Consider the following 25,869-nt stretch of genomic DNA (forward strand, 5'->3'; position numbering starts at 1 on the left):
ATCCAGCGTGAATTGAAAATGCGTCAAATCCCTGAGAAACTGATCAAGCTGGCAATGACTGAAATCGACCCCGTAGAATATTGGGACACGCTACTCAATCAAACCGAAAAGAAATGGGACCAAACCAAAGAGCCTGATCCCTTTAAGAAGAAATATAAAGTCAGCCAATACTTAATGAGTAAGGGTTTTGAATATGATCTGATCAAGGAGGCAATAGAAAGCTTTTAATCTTTTTTAGACAAGTAACTGAAAGCGATTCCAAATCCTCCATAAATCCTTCCAGAGCTGAAAATCGGATTAATTCGAACATCCGGCTCTAAATAAAATACATCCGAAAGCCGGATTGCTTTACTGATTTTAAGCATTCCTCCAAAAGAAAAAGAGGGGTCAACAGAAAAATTAGTGACTTCCACATCAGGGGTGGTGGTTTTATCGTTCCAACCTACAAAAAAGTCCAATGTAGGTCCAGCGGAGATATTTACTATCCTAGAATGGAATTTGTATAAAATTGGCACCGTCAAATAACTCTCTCTCACTTCGAACGGAAGAAAAATGGGATCTCCTCCGAGTGGTGGTTCGGACGTCATGAATGCCCCTGAGGTCCGAAAAGTTCGGTATAGAAGTCCCGTTTCGAATCCGCTATGACGGGTAATGCGATGATCTAATACTAGGCCAAAGCCTGGCCGAATACTTAGATTATCATTTGCGTCCTCTAGGATGAGCAAGGCACCCAGTTTAGTTTGACTATTTGAAAATGAGATCTGAAGAAATAGACAAGCAAGCAAGCTTAAAGTAAATCGCATATCTTAGTTTATAAAAATGAGGGATAATTAACAATTTGGTTTTATTTTAAGATTGCAAAACGTATCAGGCAATTAAATTGTTTTACTCTACCATCTCAGTCATAATCTTCGCGGAGAGCAAGCAAAGTGGAATTCCTCCACCCGGATGCACACTTCCCCCACAGAAATAAAGGTTTTTGATCGAAGAGGAATAGTTAGCATGGCGGAGAAATGCAGCAAACTTATTATTGGAGCTATTTCCATAGAGCGCTCCCTGAGCACTGGAAGTTTTAGACTCAATAGTTCTAGGATCAAGGATTTCTTCTACCTCGATCAAAGATTCTATATCCGTCTTGAGTATTCGGTTGAGTTTGTGGATGATATTTTTCCGAGCTTCAGCTACCATTTTATCCCAATCCTGTCCTTGATTATTGGGAACATTGATCATCGTAAACCAATTCATACTGTCTTCAGGGGCATCATCCGGCTTATACACGGAAGTGATATTTACATAGACCGTGGGATCTGAGGTGATGGTTCCTCGTTTGAAGATGTGATCAAACTCTTCAAGGTAATTATCTGAAAAGAAAATATTATGCAGGTCGAGTTCTGCAAAATTCCGCTTGACCCCCCAGTAAAAGATTAAAGCTGAGCTTGACTTAGGTTGGTTAAGAAGCAACTTGGGTTGCTTTTGCTTTTTCAATATGGTCTTGTAAGCATTAACCATATCCATATTATTGATGACCAAATCTCCATGGTGGATCTGATCACCCAGTCTTATTCCAATCGCATTCCCATTTTCCACTAAGATCTCCTCCACTTTTTCTCCAAAATGATACTTCACCCCTAACTCCTTGGAGAGCTTGAAGAGGCTTTGGGTGATATCATGCATTCCTTTTTTCGGAAAAAAGGCACCGATATTGAATTCCAAATGCGGAATTATATTTAGGGTAGCTGGAGTCTCATATGGATTCGACCCATTGTATGTTGCATAGCGATTGAAAAGCTGCACTAATTTCGGATTACCAAAGAGCTTCTCGTTCGCCTCATTCATGGTCGAGAATATTCCAAGCTTTCCCATTTTCAAGTAAGACTTCAAGGCTTGCGGATTAGTCCAAGTATCCAGCTTATGAAGCGAGCGATGCATAAAAAGTGGCGAGAGATGATCGTAGATAAAGGCAGAATCTTCCAATGCTTTTCGAATTGAATTTCCCGAGGCACTAAGTTTAGATTCAACTTCATCCGCAAACTTATCAAGATCTGCATAGGCATGGATTCTTGTACCATCCTCCCAGAAATAATGACAGGCAACCGGTAGCTTCAAATAATCAAAGTGATCCTGGGGATCTTTTCCGGCCAATCTAAAAAGCTCCTCAACTTGCTCCGGTAGCGTAAAAAGTGATGGCCCAGCATCAAAACGGTAACCTTCAATTTCTATTTCAGAGAGCTTTCCACCTGGGTAAGAATTGGCTTCAAACACTTCCACTTGAAACCCTTTTACTGCCATTCGAATCGCTGAAGCTATTCCCGCAATTCCAGATCCAACAATGATTACTTTTTTACTCATTCAATTATCAGTTACAAAGTCTAAACTAGTGAATGCTTGAAGAGTTGCCAGTCAAAAAACAAAAAATCCCCGAAAATTTCATTTCGGGGATTTTAGAAGACTTCAAGCTGATTGTTTCAGTATTTATTTTAAAGCTTCTCAAAAATCCTTCTAAAACTCGTCGCCTCAGCGATTCTGTCATATACTTCTGAGATTGGTACTCTTTCCTGCTCGGTGGTATCTCGATGACGGATTGTTACCGTATTGTCTTCCAACGTCTGATGATCTACTGCAATACAGAAAGGCGTACCGATTAAGTCTTGGCGAGCATAACGCTTCCCAATAGATGCAGCATCCTCATAAATGATATTGAAATCATACTTTAATAATTCCACCAATTCCTGAGCTTTTTCAGGCAATCCATCCTTTTTTGTAATCGGAAGAATCGCTGCTTTTACAGGGGCAATTGCTGGGTGAAGTTTCAAATAAGTCCGGCTTTTATCTTCTGTATTCTCTTCAGTATAAGCATTGCAAAGCGTCAACAAGAACAATCGATCTGCACCGATCGAAGTCTCGACCACATAAGGAATATAATTCTGATTGATTTCCGGATCGAAGTATTGCTGCTTCTTTTTAGAAAATTCTTGATGTGCCTTCAGGTCAAAATCAGTTCTGGAGTGAATCCCCTCCACTTCCTTGAATCCAAAAGGAAAATCATACTCAATATCCATTGCTGCATTGGCGTAGTGTGCCAATTTCTCATGATCGTGCCTTCTTAGCTTTTCAGCTGGAGTTCCAAGTGCCAAATGCCATTTCATTCGCATATCAGCCCATTTCTGATACCAGTCTAGTTCGGTGCCAGGTCTTACAAAAAATTGCATCTCCATCTGTTCAAATTCACGCATTCTGAAAATAAACTGACGCGCAACGATTTCATTTCGGAATGCCTTACCAATCTGAGCAATCCCGAAGGGAACCTTCATGCGGGCAGTTTTCTGAACATTCAAGAAATTCACAAAAATACCCTGAGCCGTTTCTGGTCTTAAGTAAATCGTAGTAGAATCCTCAGCCACAGATCCTACTTGAGTAGAAAACATCAAGTTGAATTGACGTACATCTGTCCAGTTTGACGTTCCACTGATCGGACATTTGATGCCTTCATTGGTAATCAAATCTCGCACACCAGCTAGATCTTCTGCTTCCAGCAATCTTGCTAAAGCGCCTGTCAAAGCATTTGCTTTTTCTATATCGCCGGCTCTTTCGAAAACCGCAGCATGCTCTTCAACCAGCACATCCGCACGGTAGCGCTTTTTGCTGTCTTTATTATCGATCATCGGGTCGTTGAAGCTATCCACGTGACCGGAAGCTTTCCAAGTGGTAGGATGCATAAAAATCGCCGCATCTATCCCTACGATATTATCCTGGACTCGAGTCATGGTTTCCCACCAAAGTCGCTTCAGGTTATTTTTCAGCTCGACGCCGTAAGCACCATAATCATAAACTGCCTGAAGGCCATCATAGATTTCCGAACTTGGGTACACGAAACCATACTCTTTGGCATGGGAAATAATATCTTTCAATTGCGAGTTTTCCGCAGGAGTTGCTGTTTTTGCCATAGTTGGCAAAATTAAAGAAACTAATTGAATCTGGGCTCAGGTAGCAGCTCGATTTACTTTAAAGTCCTTCTTTTTCTTACAAAAAAAGACCCCCTGTCTTATTAGAACAGGAGGTCTTGCTTGGAGCTTAATTATCTAAATGTGTATTTGAATCCAAATCCTGCTCGGAAGTAATCTCCACTGTCAGATGCAAAGATGGGAGCTGCTTCTAATACGATTCCGAAATTATCCTTGGCAAATGGCTTGACAAGTAGTCCAAATGGAATCGCAAGGTAAAAATCATCATCCTCATCCCTTCCATTATTCCGATCATCATCCAAGCCCAAGCCTAGTCCCAGATAGAAATTCACATCTTGTTTTTGGACAATATTGTATCCTCCCATAAGTTCGAGTCCTATATCTCCTCCGGTGCCGATTCGAGCTTCCCCAAAGAGTTGATTATCCGGGTTAGTCCCTATGGTGACGAAAGTTTCAGAACTTTGAAGATTAATCCCTGCACTGACTTGGGCATTTGCGTAGCCAAGAATTCCAAAAATAAATACAAATACGAATAGTAGTTTTTTCATGTTTTAGGTTGGTTTTCTATCTAAATAAGCAAGCCAACTGCCAATTCACAAAAATCACCAACCGCCTTCCTCGTTTCCTATTCTTCTTCCTTCCCTCGAACTTTTGAAAGATGCCTCAATTATTTTCAACACATTAATAGTCTGAGGAATGGTTACCAATAGTGTTGATTTTCCTTGAATTGCCTCAGCAATATTTTGATAAAAAATCCGATAATCTCCGTCTTCGGTTTGCCTTGCCTCTTCACCTTCACTGTGGAAAATTTTTCCCCATTTTTCCTCTGGCTCCACACCCCAATCATCTCCTTCCGGACGCTGACCAGCTTTGAACTTTGCTTCCTGAACATCGAGTCCAAATTTGACATAAGAGCCCTTTTTACCTTGAACAAGAAATCTTGGGGTCGGTGAGGCTGCCAGAACGCTAGCAGTCGCTCGGGCCTTGATCGATCCAAAATCTAACTGAATATCAAAATAATCATCAGCGATTGCTCCGGTTCTTTGCTTTCTAATATCTGCCTGAATCCAATTTGGTAAACCAAAAAATAAAACAATCTGGTCGATCAAATGAACGCCAAGATCGTAAGTAATCCCATTTCCAGGGACATCCTTCTCACGCCAATTTTCAGTAATTTCGGGTCTGAAGCGATCAAAATGAGATTCTAAATAGACCACTTCTCCCAGTGTTTTCTCAGAAAGTATTTTTTGAATCGTAAGTACATCTCCATCAAAACGGCGATTATGAAAAACACTTAAGATCAGATTTTTTTCAATAGCCAAACGACCTAGCTCCTCTGCCTCATGCGAGAAAATAGTCACCGGCTTATCTACCACGACATGCTTTCCCGCCATCAAGCATTGTTTTGCCATTGGGAAATGAAATTCGTTTGGTGTGGTAATCACTATCAAATCTGCTACATCAGCTTCAAGCAGTTCTTCCAAACTCCGGAATGTCTGAACTCCGGGATATTTTTCCTGGCACTTAGTTCCATGGCGCTCCACCACTGCCGTCAGTGATAAGGAATCACAAACATCAATAAGGGGTGCATGCATTTTCTCAGCTACGGATCCAAAACCGACGATAGCTGTTCTGATTATAGTATTCATAAGTTCATTTCGTAGGCTTTATTTACCAGTTCTATTCGGGTAGTCACACCAAGCTTGACATGGATATTCTTCCGATGTGTTTCGACAGTTTGTTGACTCAGGCTCAGTATTTCAGCAATGTCTTTATTTTGATGGCCATCTTTAATCAGTTGAATAATCTCAGTTTCCCTTCTCGAAAGCCTATATTTTTCACGAAAACTATCAAAGTAAACACCCTGAGTCGCTTGTTTTTTGACTCTCTCAAAATTGTGTACGTGTCTACCTTCAAAGACCTCGTGGATTGTGAATATCAACTCATCGGGATCAGCATCTTTTAGGATAAATGCATCTGCCCCTTCATTAATGACTCTCTTAAAGATTTTCTCTTCATCGTACATCGAAAGGACCACTACTTTGGTCTCCAGATTCTTACCCTTAATATTAGCCAAAACCCCAAAACCATCTAAAATAGGCATATTGAGGTCAGTCAGTACAACGTCAATTTTATGTTTGGCTAAAAAATCGATGAGTTCTTTGCCATTGGGAAAGGTTTTGATCACAATGATATCTTCCTGTTCTTCCAAAAGTCCTTCGATTCCTTTGGCAAAAAGAATATGATCATCTGCTATTGCAACTCTTATCATTTTTAAAAATAAGATTATAAGTTGAAAAAAGATCCATTTCTTTACTTAGGTAGGACCAGCCTTATTTCAGTTCCCTTTCCTATTTCAGATTTCAATTCAAATTCCCCCCCGATTGTTTCCATCCTTTTCTTTAGATTAGACATGCCGCTTCCAGATGATCTTTGGGCTGTATCAAATCCTTTCCCATTATCCCGAATCAAGATGACCTTCTCATCTCCAGACTTCATCATACGTACTTCGATTCGATCTGGGGATGCATGTTTGATCGCATTATTGAGAGATTCCTGAATCACTCTAATCAATACTAATTTTTGTTCCTTATCCATCTCCTCTAGTAAGATTTCTTGCTCAAAGACAGTCTCGCAGAATCCTGTATCACTTATTTTTTTCAACTGCTGGATCAAAAACTCTTCGACCGAAGTCGATTCTACCCAGTCCAAATTAAGTGTTTTGGAGAGGTTTCTTACCTCCTGAATTATTTGACCAAGAATCGCTTTTCCTTCTATCTGCTTTTCGGGTTTTTGAGAATTAAAATTGAGCTTAGCTAGCGAAAGCAACTGCCCAATATTATCATGAAGCTCTCGTCCTACGTGAGTAAGCGTTTCCTGCTGAATTTCGTTTTCAATATTCAACAAAGTTTTTTCATGCTCTGATTTGATGAAATCGAGTTTTTGACGGTTTTGAACTTGTCGTTGTCGATGAATAAAAACCATGGCTACTACGAAGGTGGACATGATTCCACCAAGAAATAACGCGGCGAATATGATTACATAAATCTGATCTTCAGTTGATTCCATAGGACGGTTCTTTTTCAAATATTCTGGGGAAAAGCGGTGAGGCTATTGTGACGATGAAAGCCCCTAATGTGCACAAAAACAACGCATTAGAAATATCCTGTAAAGCCTTACCCAAAACAGGGTTGACTTGATAGAGATACAATAAGGCTACTGAAGAAATATAATTCAATGAAAACGAGAAAAAAATAATAGTCATTTGCCAGAATGAAACCAACCTCAATGGATTGCTTTCCAAATATTGATCATGAGTAATCATTCCAATAAAATATAATCCACTCCCGATCAATATCAAATTAGCTCCAATGGCAAATATGATCGGCTGATTAAGATATAGCGGTTGAATGCCTGAAACCTGAAGGGCAAACACCAAAACTATGAAACCGTAAATCATCCAGTTGATATATTCCTTGTGAGCGGGCTGGAGCCAGTTCTGGATGAGCAATAAGTAAAGGATCACTCCCAACTGTCTTCTAGCAACATTATATAGCCAAAGGTTAAATTGAGGATATTCGGTGTTTCCCAGATAAGCATTGACAGCTTTTTTGAAGTCGTAATTATAATTCGTATAAGATCCAATATTCTCATAAAACACAGTAAATATTAAAATAAAAAAAGGAAGCCAATACTGAATATTGACTCTCTTATCTTTTGGTAATTTGATAAAAAAAACTATCCCTATTATCGATAGTAAATTGGCACCAATTGTAAACCAATGAGAAAAAGCTTGTATTAGTCTACTATCCATGAATCATTTTTGTTACTGAAAGGATCTGGTTCACATCTAAATGGACACTATATACCCCACTTTCATATTCATCCTCGGTGCTGCTAATTATATTCAGCATATTTTCTTTGAGATTAGCTTCACGTGTTATCAAAGTAATCTAGGCCAGTGTAGGCATTCGCTTCATTTGGATAGAGTTTCTTAGCAGTTTCTTCGGTATAAGCGGTAAAATAAAATTGTGTTTCTGGAGCCTTATGATCTTTTTCCTCTATCAGGACACCGAATTTAACAAAGGATATTTTCTGTATTCCAGCCATTTATAAATAATCAGATGACTATATTCTTAAGGGGTGTTTTTGTTAACTTGCAAATAGGTAAAGAAATTAAAGCAGAGAAAACACACCATAGATTTAAGTTAAATCATAATTTGGTTCCTTTTCAAAAACAGATGGAAACCTTGGCGAAGCAAGAGTTACCACCATGATCGCTAAATTTAAAATCCCGAAGACCAAATCAATTTGTAAAAGGGAATCTAATAATTTGGGGTAATTAGTATAGAGGTACAACAGTGACACAGAGGATATATAGGTCAGTGAATAAGTGAACAAAATAAATGTCATCTGCCAAAAAGAAAGCAACCTAACTGGATTAGAAGCCAAGTATTGTTCATTTGAAATCATATTAATAAAATAAAGGCCACTACCTACAATAATCATATTTGCTCCAACTGAATAAATGATGGCCTGATTTAAATAAATCGGTTCATTGCCTGAAAATTGCAAAACTTGAACAACTACAATAAATAAAATAATCATCCAATTGATATATTTTTTTTTAGAAGGTTCTAACCAAGATTTAATCAAAAAAAGATATAGGATTGTATTAATTTGCTTATTGGCAATATTAAACAACCAAAGATTAAAATTTGGGTTTTCAAAATTCCCGAATAATTCGTTTACAGCCTTGTTAAATTCGGAATTGAAGTTAGTATAGGCCCCCATGTTCTCATAAAAGACTGTAAAAGCCAAAATTAAAAAAGGAAGCCAATAGGAGCTATTGGCCTTTTTTTCAGTAGGTAATTTCAAGAAATAAATGATCCCCAAGATCAATAGTACATCAATCGAAACAAGATACCAATTCACAAATGCTTGAATTAACCTACTATCCATTTTTAAGGGTTGGTAGGCTCAGGTTTGCAGAAAGGAGGGCACATAGTACCACGGTTCTCATAGTCATCTTCAGTTTCCAATATTTTTACAGAATCTTGACCTTCTTGAAGGTTTGCAGGTCTCATCACAATCGTTAATGCTCCAGTAAGTTGCTCTACCTCATTTGGATAATATTTAGCAGCAACCTCCTCTGTATATTCAGTAATATAAAATTGAATCCCTCCGATTTTGGGATCTTTATCCACTTTTGCCAATAGGCGTTCTAAAGTTTCTCGATCAAAAAAAATCCAGTTTGTTTGATCAATTTTATCCTTTCCATTTTTGCCTTTGGCAGACTTGCCTTTTTTAACTTCTTTGTCATACTTGGTCTTCATATTCTCGAAGTCCTCTTTTGAAATTTTCATAGAAAAATTTTTTTGGTTAAGTGTTAAATCAATTTAGCCCTAGAAACTAAGGCTAAAAGTTAAGATATTTTTCCTCAATTGGTCAATAAAAAAGGAGCGAGATTTCTCCCGCTCCTTTTAAACAATTAGAATTTATTATTAAGCCAATTTCTTTGATTCTTTAGCTCCTTCTTGATCTATTTCTCTTTTCATCAAGTCCACAACTATCGGTGTGGCAATGAATACTGAAGAATAAGTACCTACCAGAATACCGATAAACAATGCGAACGAGAATCCACGAAGCACCTCTCCACCAAATATTAATAGAACAATGACTACGATCAAAGTCGTGAATGAAGTGATCAAAGTTCTACCCAAAGTCTGATTGATTGCGTCATTGAATACTTTCACAAGTTTATGAGTTCCTCTATTCTCGATATTTTCACGGATACGGTCAAATACAATTACAGTATCATTGATCGAATAACCAATCACGGTCAATACCGCTGCGATGAATACCTGATCGATCTCAAATGTCGCTCCAAATGCACTTGCAATCGCAAACGCTGCGATCACAAATAAGGTATCATGAATCAATGCGATAATTGAAGCCAAAGAGAACTGCCACTTACGGAATCTCAATAGGATGTAAAGGAAGATCGCAACCAAGGCAACGATCATTGCTTCTGCCGATGAAGCCTTGATATCATCTGCTACAGTAGCACCCACTTTAGATGATCCTGTAATAGCAAATTGTCCCGAGGCAAGAGTTTCAGCGTTATCTGTAAAAGTCAAACCAGTTACCGCAGCGATTCCTTCTTTTACTTTAGTCTCAACCTCATTATTTGATTCTGCATCATCTTCATTAACCAAGTATGAAGTGGTCACTTTCAGAACGTTTGTTGCACCGTAAGTTTTCACCTCTACTGAACCACCAAATTCACCATCCAAACCTGTCTTCAACTCAGAAGCCGCTAACGGCTCAGCAAAAGCAACAATGTAGGAACGGCCTCCTGTGAAGTCTACACCAAACTTAAGTCCTGAGATAGCGGCAATAGCCAAACCAACTACAATGATTCCAGAAGATATCAAATAAGCTACTTTTCGCTTGCCCAAGAAGTCAATATTAAGAGCTGAAAGTGCATTCTTTGCAAATGGTGTGGCAAAGCTAATTGAGCTTTTATCACCTTTTTTGCTCATCCAGGATACAATCACCCGAGTGATAAATACAGACGAGAAGAAAGATGAAGCAATACCGATCATCAATACAATCGCAAATCCTTTCACAGGTCCTTGACCCAATGCATATAGAATAGCTCCAGTAAGGAACGTAGTAACGTTTGAATCGAGAATTGCAGAGAATGCTTTGTCATAACCAGCATTGATTGCTCCTAGTAAGCCAACTCCATTGCGAAGTTCTTCTTTGATTCGTTCAAAAATCAAGACGTTTGCATCAATCGACATACCGATCGTCAACACGATACCTGCGATACCTGGCAAAGTCAACGCAGCACCAAGCTGCGCGAGAATACCTAGGATAAAGAAGATGTTGAAAACCAATGCAGCAATAGCTACAAAACCACCTTTAGCATAATATGCCACCATGAATAATACCACGATTAACAATCCGGACACCATGGAAATCAATCCTTGGTTCAATGCTTCTTTACCCAAAGTTGGACCAATGATGCTTTCCTCTACGATCTGAGTTGGAGCAGGAAGTGAACCTGACTTCAGGATGTTTGCTAAATCCTGTGCTTCCTGAAGAGAGAAGTTACCCGAAATTTCAGATTGACCAGTTGGGATCTCACCGTTTACAACAGGTGCGGTATATACATAGTCATCCAATACCACTGCGATTCTTCTGCCGATATTCTCAGCAGTTAATTTTCTCCACTTTCGAGCACCTTCAGCATTCATCTGCATGGACACTGCAGGTCTTGATGTCTGATCTAACACCTGACGGGCATCAGTCACAACATCACCTTCAAGTGGTGCCTGATCGGATCCTTTGGTAGCTTTGATAGCAAATAGCTCCAACGTCTCTGTTCCATCACCCGCATCGACTGGTTTTACTCCCCAAAGCAATTTGATGTCTCTTGGAAGTAGCGACTTGTACTGCTCATTTTTTAAGATTCTATTGATAGTCAATGTATCTCTGACATCATACGCCAAGCCAAAGTTTGGCTTTAAAAGGGAGAAGAGCGGAGAAGTATTGCTATTTGGATTCATTGGATCAATCTCAGCCAATTGCTTCTCAAGAGCATTTCTCAAGGAATCTTCCTCAGAAAGTCCCTCAGTAGAAACCGTATCTTCCGCTATAGGATTAGATTTATTATCAGCTACCCAAGAAGAGTTAATAAGCTCCAATGCTCCGCCAATTTCATTAGCCTCGGCAACTTCCCAAAATTGAAGCTTCGCCACACCTTGAAGTAGGTTTCTTACTCGCTCTTGATTGTCTACTCCTGGAAGTTCGATTTGAATACGACCTGAACCTTGGATTCGCTGAATGTTTGGCTGAGATGTTCCAAATCTATCGATACGAGTTCTCAAGATATTGAAGGAACGCTCAATCGCATTCTCTATCTCAGTATCGATGATTTCAAGGATTTCAGCATCTGAAGACTCAAGAGAAATTCTTCCTCTATTTGCTGCTGTAGCGAAAATAGTACTTAGATTTTTGCCGGAACTGTTTCTTTGCCATGCAGCATAGAATAAGTCCACATACTTTGCCGTAGATGTTTTAGCCTCTTCACGAGCTTCTTCTACTGACTTGTTGAATGCTTCGTCCTTAGGATTGCCAGCGATTCCTTTTACAATCTCTACAGGAGAAACTGCCAAAGTTACGTGCATTCCGCCCTGAAGGTCAAGACCAAGTCCGAGCTCAGTTTCTTTTACTTCCTGGTAAGTGAAATCTGCACCTAGAAAATTATAAACAGGCTGTCTCCAAACGGAGTCTAAATAACCTTGTCTTTTGGCAAAGTCGATATTGCCGGATGCGTCAGAAGCATAGTTTGTTGCTTTTTCCTGAACGCCATTTGATACAAATGTGAATGACAGATAGTACAGACAAAGCGCTGTAACAATCACTGTCAAAAACACAATGACACCTTTGTTTTGCATGAGAAATAGATATTAATTGATTGTAAATACAGAATTAAGTCAGTCGCCGCAAGGCAACTGATAAGGTAATTTCAGCTAAAAAGGATGAGGAATCAGGGACCTTTGGTAGAAATGATCCGTTCAAAAAGGATCTCTACCAACTGGTTTGGTTGAAAAATGGAAGTAGATTCAGTAATGAAGGTCGTCCCTTTGAACTGGACAATTTCATAGATCAAATATAAAGTGCTCTGAGATACATGCACCACAAAAGGCACTACAGCATCAACAGCAACATCTAAAAAAGTCTGGTCCTGAGAATTTGAAGATTCTTGCTTCTCAACTTTAACAGCCGATTCATTCCCGGGAATATACTCTACACTGGAAATAAACATACAAAATAGCATCGCCAGCATCACCGTAATGCGCTGTTGGATCAATCTGCTATTTTGTTTGGATTGCTTCATGGGTCGCAAATATAGCCAATAAATGAAAAATCGGAATAGTGCAGCGATTTTTTTCGGCTCACTTGCCTGATCTTGAAAGGAGGTAGGTCCGAATCACATCCAATGCCTTGTCAAAACTATGGTTGTTTGGAACGATTAGATCAGCTTCATTTTTAAAAGGCTTGATGTACTTTTCATAAGTCGGCATCACATGCATCTCGTACCGATAGAGGACATCATCCAGATCATATCCACGCTCTACTTTGTCGCGGATGATTCTACGCTTCAATTTGATATGGTCTTTGGCATCTATAAAGATCTTCAAGTCTAATAAGTCGGCAAGCTCAGGATAATAAAGCACAAAGATCCCTTCAACTACCACCACTGGGGAAGAAACGAATTTCAACATCTTTGGCTTCTTCGCTGCATTGTTGAAAGTGTATTCTTCGCGTTCTACAGTCTCGCCAGCCTGAATTTTTCGAATATCAGCAGCGTACTGTTCAAAATCAATACTGTGCGGAGTATCAAAATTATGAATCCCTTTCGAATCAATCGGCTGCATATGCCGAGGCTTGTAATAGTTATCCTGAGAAATCAGACAAACTTCCCCCGGTTCAAAGGTGCGCAAGAGGCGTTCTAAAAATAAAGTCTTCCCTGAAGCAGATCCCCCTGTGATCCCGACGATAAATGGCTTTTGCATGAGACAAAGTTATATTATTCCATTTCGTTTTTCAGAATTATCTATTGCTCAGAAAATCAATTAGCAATTTTACCGCCTTCCCTCGATGACTGATTTGGTTTTTTTCATCAAGAGTCAACTCCGCAAAAGACTTAGTAAACCCATCAGGTCTGAAAACAGGATCATATCCGAACCCTCCACTACCAGTTCTTTCAAAAAGAATTTCTCCTTTTGCAGTTCCTTCAAACTGATACTCTTTCCCTTCAAAAATCAATGCGATTACAGTTCGGAATTGAGCTGTGCGATCTGTTTCATTTCCTAGGCTTGACAAGAGCTTATCAATATTTCGCTCATCAGATCGGGGCTCGCCTGCATACCTTCCAGAAAACACCCCAGGCTCACCTCCAAGTGCGTTTACTTCCAGTCCTGTATCATCTGCAAAGCAATCAACACCATAGTTTTCCTTGACATATCTTGCCTTCTGAAAGGCATTGAACTCAAGCGTATTTCCTGTCTCAGGAAGTTCCTCATTACACCCGATCTCTTCCAAAGAAACTATTTGAAATTCAGCTCCCAAAGCAGCCTTTACTTCCTCAATTTTCTTTTGGTTATTTGTCGCAAAGCAGATTTTCATTAGGCAAAAATAGAATTTTATCATTGCCACCTCTCAATTTATACCATTTCGGTTCTTCTCAATTCCAATTAAGGCTTTACTAAATCCTTTGTCCAAGCAAGAGATTCCACTATTTTCGAATTTAATTTTAGGAAAATGAAAAAAATCACAGTTTACTGCGGATCCCGAAAAGGAAATTCGCCCATTTTCGAATCAGCTGCACGCGCATTAGCTCAAGAAATGATCAGAAGAGATCACTCCCTTATCTACGGTGCAGGAAGAGTGGGCCTAATGGGCGTGATAGCAGATGAAATGCTTGGAGGCGGCCAAGAAGTCATCGGGATAATTCCTCAAAAACTTGTCGATCGGGAAGTAGCACACCGTGGATGTACTGAACTGATTATCGTGGAAACCATGCGCGATCGAAAATGGCTGATGGCAGAGCAAGGGGATGGATTTATAGCCATGCCAGGTGGAATTGGGACTTTGGAGGAACTTTTTGAGATCATGACCTTGAACCAACTCCACTATATTCAAAAACCCTTGGCACTATATAATGTGAATGGGTATTACGATAAATTGATTGATTTCTTAAATCACGGAATGGAACAAGGATTTCTCTATCCTGAGCAAGAAGGGCTTTTGATTATTTCTGATGATCCAGCGGAACTTCTTGATCAGATGGCTGCATATACTCCAAAAGGCAGCTCGGACTGGTAAATACCTCCATACAGATCGAGCCTTTGAGATTTTCAGCCAGATATAAAACGATTTTACCTTCAAAAAGAAGCAGCAAAAAGATAAGTTTTGTACTTTTGCAGTTGAATCTTTTCTAAAATGATCGAAAAAATCTTTCCATTAGATAAAAACTACATCCTCAGACAAGCGCAGTTTGTACTTGAGGATGAGTTGATCGATCAGATGATTTATGAATTGAAGCGGTCCTACACTCACTTGTATAATCCGCTATTATTAATGGATGAGACTTACACGAACATCCTGAATACCTTCGAATTTCCTGTTGACCGAGTTCAAATCATTTACCGTCAACTTTGCGGAATCTATCGGTTCAAGAACAGAGACAATCAATTGGAGATACTTTTCGACGGAAGAAACCATTTTGACAAATTCAAAGAAGAATGGGAATCCGCATTTATTGCCTGGATCAAAGAGCTAGGAAAAAATGAGCAATATGTAAAAACCATGCTTCGAATGACCTTGCTTTACGATACCGAAAGTCGTGCTGAATGGGCAGAAAATCACTGCAAAGCTTTTATCAACCAGTTTTTTGAATTAAAAGTCATCAAGCGTCAAGGCGAGTTGAAATTAAAGGTGGGTTAAGCCTCAAATCCATTCCTAATCATTCAATAAAGAATAAAACCTTAGATAACAATAAACTTAAAGGGTAGAAACTATCCCCTGTTTACTGTCATCTGCATACTGTTTACTGCCAACTGCATACTGCCTACTGATCTCCCCACTCAGTGTGAAAAATTCCATCCCGATCTATTCGCTCGTAAGTGTGAGATCCAAAATGATCCCGTTGAGCCTGAATCAAATTAAGCGGAAGATTGGAAGAAGTATAGGCATCAAAATAACTTAATGCAGAGGCAAGACCTGGAATCGGAATGCCACTTTGTGCTGCATAAGCAACCAAACCCCTAACAGCTGGTAGTGTGTCCTGAACTTTGCCCACAAAAGCCGGTGAAAGTAACAGATTTGCCAAATCAGGCTTTGCCGTAAAGGCATCCGCAATATCAGCCAAAAGACCTGCACGGATAATACATCCTGCTCTCCAGATTTTGGCGATCACAGCAATATCCAATTCATAGCCATATTCTCTCGAAGCATCAGCCAGCTGATGCAATCCCTGTGAATAAGAAATGATAAAAGAGAAATATAAAGCCTGTTCTGCCTGAGCGATCATTTCTTCTTTTGAAATAGGCGCAGGTTTTGGTCTTGTATACAGCTGATCAGCTAATACTCGCTCCTCTTTCAAAGCAGAAATTTCTCGCATACTTACCGCCATATCTATGGTAGGCACGGGAATTCCCAAATCCATTGCATTTTGAGAAGTCCATTTCCCAGTTCCTTTCTGCTTTGCTTTATCCAAAATCAGATCAACTAAATCGCCATCTGTCAGTGTGTCTTTTTGAGTAAAAATCTCTGCGGTAATCTCTACCAAAAAAGACTGAAGTCGACCCGAATTCCAATTGGAATAAACTTCATGAAGTTCTCCATTCGATAAACCAACCGATTTTTTCAACAAATCATAAATCTCCGAAGTCAGCTGCATCATGGAATATTCAATTCCATTGTGTACCATCTTCACATAGTTTCCTGCTGACTTTGGTCCTAGGTAAGCCACGCAAGGTTCGCCTTTGTATTTTGCGGCAACCGCCTCAAAAATCGGCTTGACATGCTGATATGCCTCCTTATTTCCTCCAGGCATAATACTTGGGCCTCTTCTAGCCCCTTTCGCTCCTCCTGAAACTCCTGATCCAAAAAAGTGAATACCCTTTTCCTTGAGGTAAGCCTCTCTCCGATCGGTATCTGTAAAAAATGAATTTCCTCCATCAATGATAATATCGTCTTTATCCAAGTGTGGAAGAAGACTTTCGATCACCTGATCTACGATTTTACCCGCAGGTACCAAAAGCATGATTTTTCTAGGCGAGATAAGTGATTGGGTAAAAGTCAAAATATCTGAAGTAGCATCTACTTGATCTGGATTTCCCTCAGCTTTGAGAGCTGCGACTTGATCAGTATTCAGATCGTAGCCAAAAGCCTTAAAACCATTGTCTGCCACGTTCAAAATAAAATTTCTACCCATCACTCCTAGACCTATCAGTCCAAAATCATAAGTTGCTTGCATCGTATTTTTCAATTATCAATTGGTCAAATTCTGAATCAATCCTTTTACCGAGCTGGAAGAATAAAATAAATAAGCCCTATTTTTACAGCCTCGAGGTCAAAATTAACTTATCAAAATGACCTTTACAGCTTTTTCCAAAAAGTATTAGCAGAAAACCCAACTCTTCTCACTCAATATTTACAATTCCATTTAGGTTTTCTTATGAAATCCAGCATGAACCAAAAATCCAACACAGAAAAGATTATCATCCATGTGGGATTCTCCCGAAACGAGTTCGGGACAGGCTATATGACTTTTGAAAATCAAATTATTGACAGATAAAATCGAATATGACTCAAGAGAAACATATCAGAATAAAAAATCATTCGAAATTCCTCCCAGTAGCTATCGGGATGTTCTTTGAAAATCAAATTAGAAACAGATGAAAAAAACTCAAAACCAGATGCTGATCATCTTTGGAGCTTCGGGTGATTTAACAGCCCGAAAACTGGTTCCTGCACTTTTCAACCTCTACAAAGGAAATCATCTGCCCGACAATTTTGTGGTACTGGGTGCAAGCCGAAGTCCGATGAGTCATGAGGACTTCAGGAATAAAGTGGTTGCCGAAAGTGAGTTTTTGAAAAATAAGCTAACCAAAGAAGAGTCTAGCTTTATAAAAACCTTCTCTGATAAAATCTTCTATGAAGATCTAGGCGATAAATATGACGTCAGCTACTCGCTACTTGCCAATAAAATAACTGCTCTAAATGAAGAGCATGGCACCGCCGGAAACTATATATTTTACCTTTCTACCCCACCAAGTCTATATGAGACAATTGCGAAAAATCTCTGGGAAGAAGGACTAACCAAAGAAGACCATGGTTGGAAACGGATCATCGTAGAAAAACCGTTTGGCTACGATCTTGCATCTGCGAAAGCACTCAATGAGGGCATTCATAAGTATTTTCAAGAATCTCAAGTTTATCGAATTGATCATTATCTGGGGAAAGAAACGGTACAAAACGTATTGGTAACGCGCTTTTCAAATTCGATTTTCGAACCACTTTGGAATCGACGCTACATCCATCATGTGGAAATCACCAATGCTGAAACAGTCGGTGTCGAAAAAAGAGGAGGATATTACGATAAGTCAGGAGCACTTCGGGATATGTTCCAAAGCCACCTGCTCCAGATCATCTCCTTAATTGTGATGGAACCACCGATTAATTCAGATGCTGAAGAAATTCGAAATGAAAAAGTCAAAGCACTCAAATCACTTCGAATCATGAAGGATGAGAAAACCATCCTTGAAAATACGTTGCGTGGCCAATACGTTGCCTCCACGATCGATGGTAAAACGATGAAAGGCTACCGGGAAGAAGAAGGAGTAGATCCCGACTCCACTACTGAAACCTTTGCCGCTGTCAAATTTTTTGTGGATAACTGGCGCTGGAAAGATGTCCCTTTTTACGTACGAACCGGGAAAGCTATGCCTACCAAGGTTACCGAAGTGATCATCCACTTTAAGACCCCTCACCACGAAGTTTTCAAAAGCCAAGATACTTTTCGCAAAGACAACAAACTTATCATCCGGATTCAACCCGATGAAGGGATTTTGATCAAATTTGGAGTAAAAGTTCCAGGTCTTGGATTCCATGTCGAGCAGGCAAATATGGATTTCTATTATTCAGATCTTGATTCTGCTAAGATCATGGACGCTTACGAGCGCTTATTGCTCGATGCGATGCAAGGGGACACTACCCTTTATGCACGAGCAGACGAAGTGGAAGCCGCTTGGAAGTTTGTCGATCCGATTCTTAAATGCTGGTCTGAAAGTTCGATTGTGAATACCTATGGTTATTCCGTCGGAACTTGGGGACCAAAAAATTCAGACGAACTCATTGAAGACAGCTACGGGTGGAGAAATCCAGGTGATCTTTTGACCGACGAGTCCGGCTTCTGTGTGCTCTGCTAGGACCGTCCTCAAATCAAATTTTATTTAAAAAAAATATGATTATCCACTTTCTTACCAAAATCTCGGTTTAACGGCCTGATAGTCCGATTGAGGTTCAGTTTTGGCGAACTTCGGATATCCGTCTTCCAGCCCAAAAATCAAAAGCCCCCCCTACTGGTGTAATTGTGAATAACAATAAAAAAAAATCTATTTATGCAACTCATTATATCCGATTCAAAAGAGAAACTAGCAGATGAATTTGCTTATCAGTTTCAAGAATTGACTGAATCAAATGACAAAATCCATGTAGCGCTTTCTGGAGGCAGTACTCCAAAGGTGATTTTTGACTACTTCGCAACACACTTCGCTGATAAAATCGATTGGTCAAAAGTTTATCTCTATTGGGGTGATGAGCGATGTGTGCCTCCTACAGATGCGGAGAGCAATTATAAAATGACCGTGGATCATTTGATTTCAAAAATCGATATTCCCGCAGCAAATATTTTCAGGGTTTTGGGAGAAAACGATCCTGCAGAAGAAGCAATTCGCTACGGAAAAGTTCTGGATCAAGAACTGCGAAAGGCAAATGAAATCCCCCAATTCGACTTGGTTATGCTGGGCATGGGAGATGATGGTCATACAGCTTCCATTTTTCCGGATTCGATTCAACTTTGGGATTCATCTCATAATTGCGAAGTCGCAACTCATCCTGATTCAGGGCAAAAGAGGATTACGATCACTGGGAAAATAATCAATAACGCAAAAAGAGTAACATTCTTAGTTACCGGGGCCAGCAAAGCCGAGAAGCTTCGTGAAATCGTAAAGCAGGAAGGGAATTTCCGAATCTATCCTGCCAGTTTGGTTAATCCTGCCACAGCAGATTTGATTTGGTTCGTGGATCAGGAAGCCGCTAAGGAAGTTCTGTCTAAGTCCTAAGCGCTAAACATTTTGTATATTCAAGACTAATTTTTACCTAAAAATAATTTTTATGAGCATTGTAAAATCCTATGCTGCAAAACATGCAGACCAACCGCTAGGCCCATTCGAATTGATCCGAAGAACTCCTGGACCAAAGGATGTGGAAATCGAAATTTTGTATTGTGGCGTTTGCCATTCTGATATTCACATGGCTAGAAACGAATGGGGAGGAACCATTTTCCCAATCGTACCTGGTCATGAGATTGTAGGAAAGGTAATTTCAGTTGGTGCTGAGGTTAGCAAGCACAAAGTGGGCGACACCGTCGGCGTAGGCTGTATGGTAGATTCCTGTGGAACCTGTGGAAGCTGCGACGAGGACTTGGAGCAATTTTGCGAAAATGGCATGTCTGGCACCTATAGTTCCTATCTTCAGGATAAGAAAACCATCACTTATGGTGGCTACTCTACCCATATAGTGGTCACTGAAAAGTTTGTACTCTCCGTATCAGATAAACTTCCGATTGAAGGAGTTGCACCATTGCTTTGTGCAGGGATTACAACTTATTCTCCACTTAGACATTGGAATGTAAAAAAAGGAGACAAGGTAGCCGTAGTAGGATTGGGAGGCTTAGGCCACATGGCTGTAAAACTCGCAGCAGCTATGGGTGCGGAAGTCACCATGCTCAGTCGCTCTCCTGAGAAAGCAAAGGATGCGGATTCTTTAGGGGCGCATCATTTTGAGCTAACTACCGATCCGGAAAACATGAAAAGACTGAAAGGTTCTTATAATCTGATCATAGACACCGTGTCTGCATCGCATGATTATGCTACTTATCTAAATTTATTGAAGACTAATGGTGTGATGGTGTTGGTGGGTGTACCTCCAACTCCAGAGCAGATTCATGCGACCTCCTTGATTTTTGGTAGAAAAAGCTTGGCAGGCTCACTGATTGGTGGGATTAAAGAAACTCAGGAAATGCTGGATTTCTGTGCCGAGCATGGAATTGTATCTGATGTGGAAGTGATCGCTATGGATGAAATCAATGAAGCTTATGAGCGGACCATCGCAGGTGATGTGCGCTACCGATTTGTGATTGATATGGCTTCGCTGAAGAAGTAAGCGATCGTAAACAATATGAAAAGCCACTCCAACACAGAATTGGAGTGGCTTTTTTTCTATTCGAGAATCCAGGCTTTTTTTAAAAAAATATTTAGTGAGACTTGGCTTTTTAATATTCAGTGCTTAGTTTGAAGAGATTTTTAATCAACATACTAACTCCTTTTTATGAAAAACAATTTTGCCCCCCCCCAATTACAAAAAACTAGCTAGATTCGGTTTAGCGCTGATTTTTGGATTTTCTATGCTTATTTCATCCTGTATTCCTGAGCCAGAAAGTCCAAAAATCGAAGTCAGTGAAAATTCCCAACTGATGAAAGTCCGGGAATGGTTTGAAGAAAACAAGACCAAGCTGAGACTACCAGAGCGAGGATCTAACTATCGAACAGACGCTCAGGAATTGATTTTACCCTTTTTTGAGAAAGAACCCGATTGGGATCAGTTTCACCACTATTACTTTCCAGATGGGAGAGAGGTTTTTGAAGTGAGTCTGGAGAATGCCACGAAATATTTCCCAAAGAGTATGTTGGATAGTTTTCCAAATCAAAACCCAGCTGATTTTGTGATTCAGAACATTATGTTTATTAAGCACGAAACAGCCAATCGATTTGATCCCTTGATTGCTAGGTATTATCCAGACAACCAAAACAACAAAATTGGTTTCGGCGAAATCTCATATAATACTCTACCTTTTGATTGGTCTGGATTGTTGGATATTTGGACTTATGATGAAAATCATTTTGTCGGGTTTAAACTTGTAGAAGGGCAAATTGCCGAAACCTATCGAATTAAAACATCAAATACAGTAGAATCTAGTTCAAAAAAATCACAATTTGATACTAAAAACTTTCGAGATGAATGTATCACTACCAGACAAGTAGTGGATTATACTTATAAAGGAACAAATATATTTGGAGAAGGAGGCTGTTTATGTCCAGTCTATGCAGATGTAACACGTTGTTTCCCTTCCTCAAACGAGGCTTCAGGCGGGGGACAACCTAGGGACTACACTTTTGATCCAACAAGAGAACCTTCAAGTACTTCTGCAGGTACAAGCTGTAGTACTTGTGAGTATGATCCACCAAATATCCCTAAGCCAGGAATCATAAATAACCTTAAAGATCAGCCTTGTGCAAGTAATATTTTTAAGGACATAAAAAAAACAGGCGTAAGTGGAGAAGTTTCAAAAGGCACCTTCAATATAGTAGATGAAGTAATGAGGATTTTTAATGAATCAACTAAATATGATTATGTTATCCAAAACTCTGACCAATCGACTAATACAACTACGTTTAGAGACCGTAATACAGGAAATGGACAATGGATAGTAAATTAAAATAACGATTATCTTAGCAAGGCGTCTCAACTATCAATTGCTCGTACAATTATTCACGAATCAATCCATGTTTATATAAGCTATATGCTACAAACAGACTTTAATTACTATAACGAGTTTATAAATAAATATGAAGAATTTATAAAAAGAAGAAAACCAGGTAATTTGAATCGATCACAACATGAGCTTATGGGCGAATATGTGGAAATGATGGCTTATAGTCTGAAATCTTGGGATGCAAAGTTTGGAAATGGAAAATTAGGAAAGCCGCTTCTAAACGATGAATACTATAGAGCTATGGCCTTTGGAGGTTTGTTTAAGGACGGCACAAATATTCCAACAGATTCTTTTAAGGCTTTGGTGCCAAGTGCAACGGATAGATCGAAGATTATTAAGATTATACAAAATGAACAGGAAGGAACAAACTCACAGGGCACAAAATGCAATTGATCAAAATACTACTTTTAAGCTTCCTTGGCTTGCTGACAATAAATAGGCAACTTGGTGCACAAACACTGACAAATAAAGAATATGAGGTATTCAATGATCTTTATGGGTTTAGAGGAGGACCCGGTAAGATTAAAATCTATAATTATTTGGCAGCTAATTCGGTTTTTGATTACCTCCTTCAATCGAATCCAGAGGATATAGCTGTCCCTGTTCATATTGAAGAGGAAGAGTTCCAAGAGATGCTGAAAAATTTTCAGTTTGATGAGAAAAAGTTGGACAGCCTTGATCAATATTCATTTGAATTGGAAAAACCAAATCTTGAAAAAAGAATAAAACTTAAAAATTCATTAAAAAAAGGAATTCTTTTTTCGAGACCGCTTATCTCAGGGAATTATGCAATATTATATTTAAAAACCCCATGTGGAAATTATGTTGAACAGTATGTTTTTGCTAAAAAAATTGTAGGTGTATGGGTTTATTATGGGGATCTTATGATTTCGGCTGAGTTTGTAGATGAGTTGGTTCAACCTTGGATAAAAAGGATTTGGATGTCAATTTTCAGAAACAGATATTGTGATTAGCCAATTTTCGAAAAATCATTTAAAATTCTGCTTCCTCTATGGTGCAAATACCACCTAATCTGAAGCAAAGATTTGACTATTCAGAGCGGAGGGAGTCGAATGATCGGTAATATTAATTTAAGCCCAAGTCGAAAGATTTGGGCTGTTTTTTGAAAAATAATTTATAGTGAGACTTGATTTTTTAATATTCACAGGTTAGTTTAAAGAAAATTTTAATCAACATACTAACCTTTTTTATGAAAAACATTTTCGCCCCCCCCCAATTACAAAAAACTAGCTAAATTCGGTTTAGCGCTGATTTTTGGATTTTCTATGCTTATTTCATCCTGTATTCCTGAGCCAGAAAGTCCAACAATCGAGGTCAGTGAAAACTCCCAACTGATGAAAGTCCGGGAATGGTTTGAAGAAAACAAGACCACGCTGAGATTGCCCGAGCGAGGATCTAACTATCGAACAGACGCTCAGGAATTGATTTTACCTTTTTTTGAGAAAGAGCCCGATTGGGATCAGTTTCATCATTATTACTTTCCTGACGGGAGAGAGGTTTTTGAAGTCAGTCTGGAGAATGCAACCAAATATTTCCCAAAGAGCATGTTAGATAGTTTTCCAAATCAAAACCCAGCTGATTTTGTGATTCAGAACATTATGTTTATTAAGCACGAAACAGCCAATCGATTTGATCCCTTGATTGCCAGGTATTATCCAGACAACCAAAACAATAAAAGTGATTTCGACGAAATTTCTTACAATACAATACCCTTTGATTGGAGCGGGAAGCTCGAAATCTTTACCTATGACGAACATTTCTTTGTAGGATTTGAATTCAAAGAAGGGGTTTTTGAAAGAAGTTATACCTACCAGGAAGTAAACGGAGACAAAAAAATAACCCAATACAATATGGATGTGAGGTGTACAACCATTTATTTCCCAGTAGGATATGAAGCTTGCTCGGGTGGACATTGTACCACTACAATAGAGCGTTGGGTAGGCGAGACGAGTTGTAGTGGGTCTTCTTCAGGATCAAACTACATTTACAATACTGGCTCTGGTTCTGATGGAGGCCCTTCAGGCACTCCTGATGGTGGAGGCTGTAGTACTTGTCCTAAAGTACCTCCCAGAGATCTGCCGAAATATGAACCACCAACTATCCCTTTACCATCGAGCATAATTGTTGGACTTAAAAATCCATGCGCAGCAGATATATTCAGAGAGTTATCAAGAGGCAGTAAAAACCTTACAGATCTTACTGGCTTGGGAGGATTGGATATATTTCCTGGGATGCTTGATCTATTTGAGCAAAGCGGGAAGTTCGATTATCGAATTCAAAATGGGTATGTAAATGGAGCTAATGCTTTTACAGAAAGAGTTAATGGAATTAACGTAATCACCTTAAATAATGCCTATCTAGCTCAGGCGACATCCCTAAGCATTGCGCGGACAATAATTCATGAGACGGTTCATGCTTATATGTGGGAGCAAACCAAAAACACTTCTGATAAGAATACTTTAAATTTGTTGAACCTTTATTGGGAAAAATACAGGGACTCAGACAAAAGCAGATGGCCAGACACTCATCATGCAGCAATGAGCAATTTTATTTTGGGAATGGCCGTGTCCTTACATAATTGGGATAAAAACCATGGACCAACAGGAGGAACCTTAGGGTTTGATTATTATTACAAGTCAGTATTCGCAGGATTAGTCAAAAAAGATAATCCAACAGAATTAATTGAAGAAGCGGAAGCCTTTCTTCCGGAAAGTACGAGCTGGAATGAAATCCTAATCCAAATAAATAATGAAGTTTCGGGGAATAATAAAGCCAAAGGTGAAAAATGTGACTGATTCATTTAAAAGTGTGATTATTACTTTAATCCTTCTATTCTTCTTTTTTCAGACGCATGCGCAAGAAGATAACAAATACAACTGGACTGTCGAGCAGTATGAATTTGTAAACCAAGTATATGGTGAAAATTCTAAATACTCCAAGAAGGTGTACCTGAATACGGAGATTTCAAAAGATTGGATTAATGAATTCTTATATGATAGAAATGAAAATGGCATTGGAACCTGTTCATTTGAGGAGTCATCTTTCGGGGTTGAACTCGATAGATTGAAAGAAATTAAGTTCGGTGATAATTGCATAGACAAGAAAAAACTTCCTAAAAAAGTAACTCTGATCAAAGGCACCTCGAAAAAGAATCATTTAAATATTAGCCAACCGATCATCATTAATCATTACGCATTTGTTTACACGCTGACTAGTAGTTATGAGGCTGTAGAAATTTATATTAATGATCATAGTGGATGGAAGTTTAAATGCTTCTCTCTTCTATCTGGAGAATTATAGGATATGCCTCTGAAAAATAAGCCATCCCAAGTTAGGGATGGCTTTTTAGCGTATCCATCCGACGAACCCATATTTGAATTTAAGAGGTTTTAGGTAAGGCTGTATTCTTTCCAGTTTGATGGAAGCAGTTGGTAGAGGTCTTTTTGTTTGTGGCTTTGGATTCTTTCA

The 25,869-nt window shown here is 39.2% G+C and carries 27 protein-coding genes; 11 read left to right on the plus strand and 16 right to left on the minus strand.

Translation table 11 applies throughout. The features are described 5' to 3' along the window. Positions 1-228, plus strand: a 228-nt coding sequence (locus tag P8O16_RS00975; RefSeq protein ID WP_300309938.1) for a RecX family transcriptional regulator, incomplete at its 5' end; no start/stop codon positions are given. Here the strand turns inward: P8O16_RS00975 and P8O16_RS00980 are convergent. The 15 genes from P8O16_RS00980 to P8O16_RS01050 form a co-directional block, all read right to left on the minus strand. Next, a complete protein-coding gene (locus P8O16_RS00980; RefSeq protein ID WP_300309940.1) occupies positions 225-803 on the minus strand; it encodes a hypothetical protein in 579 nt (192 codons plus the stop codon). The two genes, P8O16_RS00975 and P8O16_RS00980, sit on opposite strands and share 4 nt — an antisense overlap. Positions 804-885: 82 nt before the next feature. After that, on the minus strand, positions 886-2,349 hold the full coding sequence (crtD, locus tag P8O16_RS00985) for a 1-hydroxycarotenoid 3,4-desaturase CrtD (RefSeq protein ID WP_300309942.1): 1,464 nt from the start codon (positions 2,347-2,349) through the stop codon (positions 886-888). A 128-nt stretch (positions 2,350-2,477) separates the two neighbouring features. Further along, complete coding sequence (locus P8O16_RS00990; protein WP_300309944.1) at positions 2,478-3,944, minus strand: glycine--tRNA ligase; 1,467 nt, start codon at positions 3,942-3,944, stop codon at positions 2,478-2,480. Positions 3,945-4,075: 131 nt separating this feature from the next. Next, on the minus strand, positions 4,076-4,510 hold the full coding sequence (locus P8O16_RS00995; RefSeq protein WP_300309947.1) for an outer membrane insertion C- signal: 435 nt from the start codon (positions 4,508-4,510) through the stop codon (positions 4,076-4,078). Positions 4,511-4,564: 54 nt separating this feature from the next. After that, the gene (locus tag P8O16_RS01000; RefSeq protein ID WP_300309949.1) at positions 4,565-5,611 is read right to left on the minus strand and encodes an oxidoreductase; all 1,047 of its coding nucleotides are present in this window, start codon (positions 5,609-5,611) and stop codon (positions 4,565-4,567) included. Continuing rightward, positions 5,608-6,234, minus strand: a complete 627-nt coding sequence (locus P8O16_RS01005; protein ID WP_300309950.1) for a response regulator transcription factor — start codon at positions 6,232-6,234, stop codon at positions 5,608-5,610. Before P8O16_RS01005 ends, P8O16_RS01000 begins: the two co-directional genes overlap by 4 nt. A 41-nt stretch (positions 6,235-6,275) precedes the next feature. Beyond that, positions 6,276-7,031 carry an ATP-binding protein gene (locus tag P8O16_RS01010; RefSeq protein WP_300309953.1) on the minus strand — a complete coding sequence of 252 codons (756 nt, stop codon included), beginning with the start codon at positions 7,029-7,031 and terminating at the stop codon, positions 6,276-6,278. After that, a complete protein-coding gene (locus P8O16_RS01015) occupies positions 7,018-7,776 on the minus strand; it encodes a histidine kinase (protein ID WP_300309955.1) in 759 nt (252 codons plus the stop codon). Before P8O16_RS01015 ends, P8O16_RS01010 begins: the two co-directional genes overlap by 14 nt. Before the next feature lie 119 nt (positions 7,777-7,895). Then, complete coding sequence (locus P8O16_RS01020) at positions 7,896-8,072, minus strand: hypothetical protein (RefSeq protein ID WP_300309957.1); 177 nt, start codon at positions 8,070-8,072, stop codon at positions 7,896-7,898. Between the two features lie 93 nt (positions 8,073-8,165). After that, entirely contained in the window at positions 8,166-8,924 is a 759-nt protein-coding gene (locus P8O16_RS01025; RefSeq protein ID WP_300309959.1) for a histidine kinase, read from the minus strand. A gap of 2 nt (positions 8,925-8,926) precedes the next feature. Next, positions 8,927-9,328 carry a molecular chaperone DnaK gene (locus P8O16_RS01030; protein WP_300309960.1) on the minus strand — a complete coding sequence of 134 codons (402 nt, stop codon included), beginning with the start codon at positions 9,326-9,328 and terminating at the stop codon, positions 8,927-8,929. A gap of 138 nt (positions 9,329-9,466) precedes the next feature. After that, positions 9,467-12,430: a protein translocase subunit SecDF gene (gene secDF / locus P8O16_RS01035; protein ID WP_300309962.1), complete on the minus strand. Its 2,964-nt coding sequence runs from the start codon at positions 12,428-12,430 to the stop codon at positions 9,467-9,469. A 92-nt stretch (positions 12,431-12,522) separates the two neighbouring features. Next, positions 12,523-12,873: a hypothetical protein gene (locus tag P8O16_RS01040; protein ID WP_300309964.1), complete on the minus strand. Its 351-nt coding sequence runs from the start codon at positions 12,871-12,873 to the stop codon at positions 12,523-12,525. A gap of 58 nt (positions 12,874-12,931) precedes the next feature. Beyond that, positions 12,932-13,552 (minus strand): uridine kinase, encoded by a 621-nt coding sequence (gene udk / locus P8O16_RS01045; RefSeq protein WP_075350072.1) that lies wholly within the window; start codon positions 13,550-13,552, stop codon positions 12,932-12,934. A 37-nt stretch (positions 13,553-13,589) separates the two neighbouring features. After that, positions 13,590-14,165 carry a non-canonical purine NTP diphosphatase gene (locus P8O16_RS01050; RefSeq protein WP_300309968.1) on the minus strand — a complete coding sequence of 192 codons (576 nt, stop codon included), beginning with the start codon at positions 14,163-14,165 and terminating at the stop codon, positions 13,590-13,592. A gap of 135 nt (positions 14,166-14,300) precedes the next feature. Here P8O16_RS01050 and P8O16_RS01055 point away from each other — a divergent pair, with 135 nt between their 5' ends. Further along, positions 14,301-14,864 (plus strand): TIGR00730 family Rossman fold protein, encoded by a 564-nt coding sequence (locus tag P8O16_RS01055; RefSeq protein WP_300309970.1) that lies wholly within the window; start codon positions 14,301-14,303, stop codon positions 14,862-14,864. A 117-nt stretch (positions 14,865-14,981) separates the two neighbouring features. Continuing rightward, a complete protein-coding gene (locus tag P8O16_RS01060) occupies positions 14,982-15,485 on the plus strand; it encodes a hypothetical protein (RefSeq protein WP_300309971.1) in 504 nt (167 codons plus the stop codon). A 124-nt stretch (positions 15,486-15,609) separates the two neighbouring features. On the opposite strand, the gene gndA is transcribed toward P8O16_RS01060, so the two are convergent. Continuing rightward, positions 15,610-17,031 carry an NADP-dependent phosphogluconate dehydrogenase gene (gene gndA, locus P8O16_RS01065; RefSeq protein ID WP_367182789.1) on the minus strand — a complete coding sequence of 474 codons (1,422 nt, stop codon included), beginning with the start codon at positions 17,029-17,031 and terminating at the stop codon, positions 15,610-15,612. A 409-nt stretch (positions 17,032-17,440) separates the two neighbouring features. Here gndA and zwf point away from each other — a divergent pair, with 409 nt between their 5' ends. The 8 genes from zwf to P8O16_RS01105 all read left to right on the plus strand — a co-directional run bounded on the left by zwf (position 17,441) and on the right by P8O16_RS01105 (position 25,701). Next, positions 17,441-18,973 carry a glucose-6-phosphate dehydrogenase gene (gene zwf / locus P8O16_RS01070; protein WP_300309973.1) on the plus strand — a complete coding sequence of 511 codons (1,533 nt, stop codon included), beginning with the start codon at positions 17,441-17,443 and terminating at the stop codon, positions 18,971-18,973. A 192-nt stretch (positions 18,974-19,165) separates the two neighbouring features. Next, the gene (pgl, locus tag P8O16_RS01075; protein ID WP_300309975.1) at positions 19,166-19,888 is read left to right on the plus strand and encodes a 6-phosphogluconolactonase; all 723 of its coding nucleotides are present in this window, start codon (positions 19,166-19,168) and stop codon (positions 19,886-19,888) included. Positions 19,889-19,940: 52 nt separating this feature from the next. Beyond that, entirely contained in the window at positions 19,941-20,990 is a 1,050-nt protein-coding gene (locus P8O16_RS01080; protein WP_300309977.1) for an NAD(P)-dependent alcohol dehydrogenase, read from the plus strand. Between the two features lie 241 nt (positions 20,991-21,231). Continuing rightward, the gene (locus P8O16_RS01085; protein ID WP_300309979.1) at positions 21,232-22,323 is read left to right on the plus strand and encodes a hypothetical protein; all 1,092 of its coding nucleotides are present in this window, start codon (positions 21,232-21,234) and stop codon (positions 22,321-22,323) included. 165 nt (positions 22,324-22,488) lie between these two features. Further along, on the plus strand, positions 22,489-22,773 hold the full coding sequence (locus P8O16_RS01090; RefSeq protein ID WP_300309981.1) for a hypothetical protein: 285 nt from the start codon (positions 22,489-22,491) through the stop codon (positions 22,771-22,773). Next, positions 22,764-23,354 carry a hypothetical protein gene (locus tag P8O16_RS01095; RefSeq protein ID WP_300309983.1) on the plus strand — a complete coding sequence of 197 codons (591 nt, stop codon included), beginning with the start codon at positions 22,764-22,766 and terminating at the stop codon, positions 23,352-23,354. Before P8O16_RS01090 ends, P8O16_RS01095 begins: the two co-directional genes overlap by 10 nt. Before the next feature lie 312 nt (positions 23,355-23,666). Next, complete coding sequence (locus P8O16_RS01100; protein ID WP_300309985.1) at positions 23,667-25,196, plus strand: hypothetical protein; 1,530 nt, start codon at positions 23,667-23,669, stop codon at positions 25,194-25,196. Continuing rightward, positions 25,189-25,701: a hypothetical protein gene (locus P8O16_RS01105; RefSeq protein WP_300309987.1), complete on the plus strand. Its 513-nt coding sequence runs from the start codon at positions 25,189-25,191 to the stop codon at positions 25,699-25,701. The genes P8O16_RS01100 and P8O16_RS01105 overlap by 8 nt, the downstream gene beginning before the upstream one ends. The last annotated feature ends 168 nt before the right edge of the window (positions 25,702-25,869 follow it).

The organism is Algoriphagus sp. (assembly GCF_029254265.1).
In the GTDB taxonomy this organism is placed as follows: domain Bacteria; phylum Bacteroidota; class Bacteroidia; order Cytophagales; family Cyclobacteriaceae; genus Algoriphagus.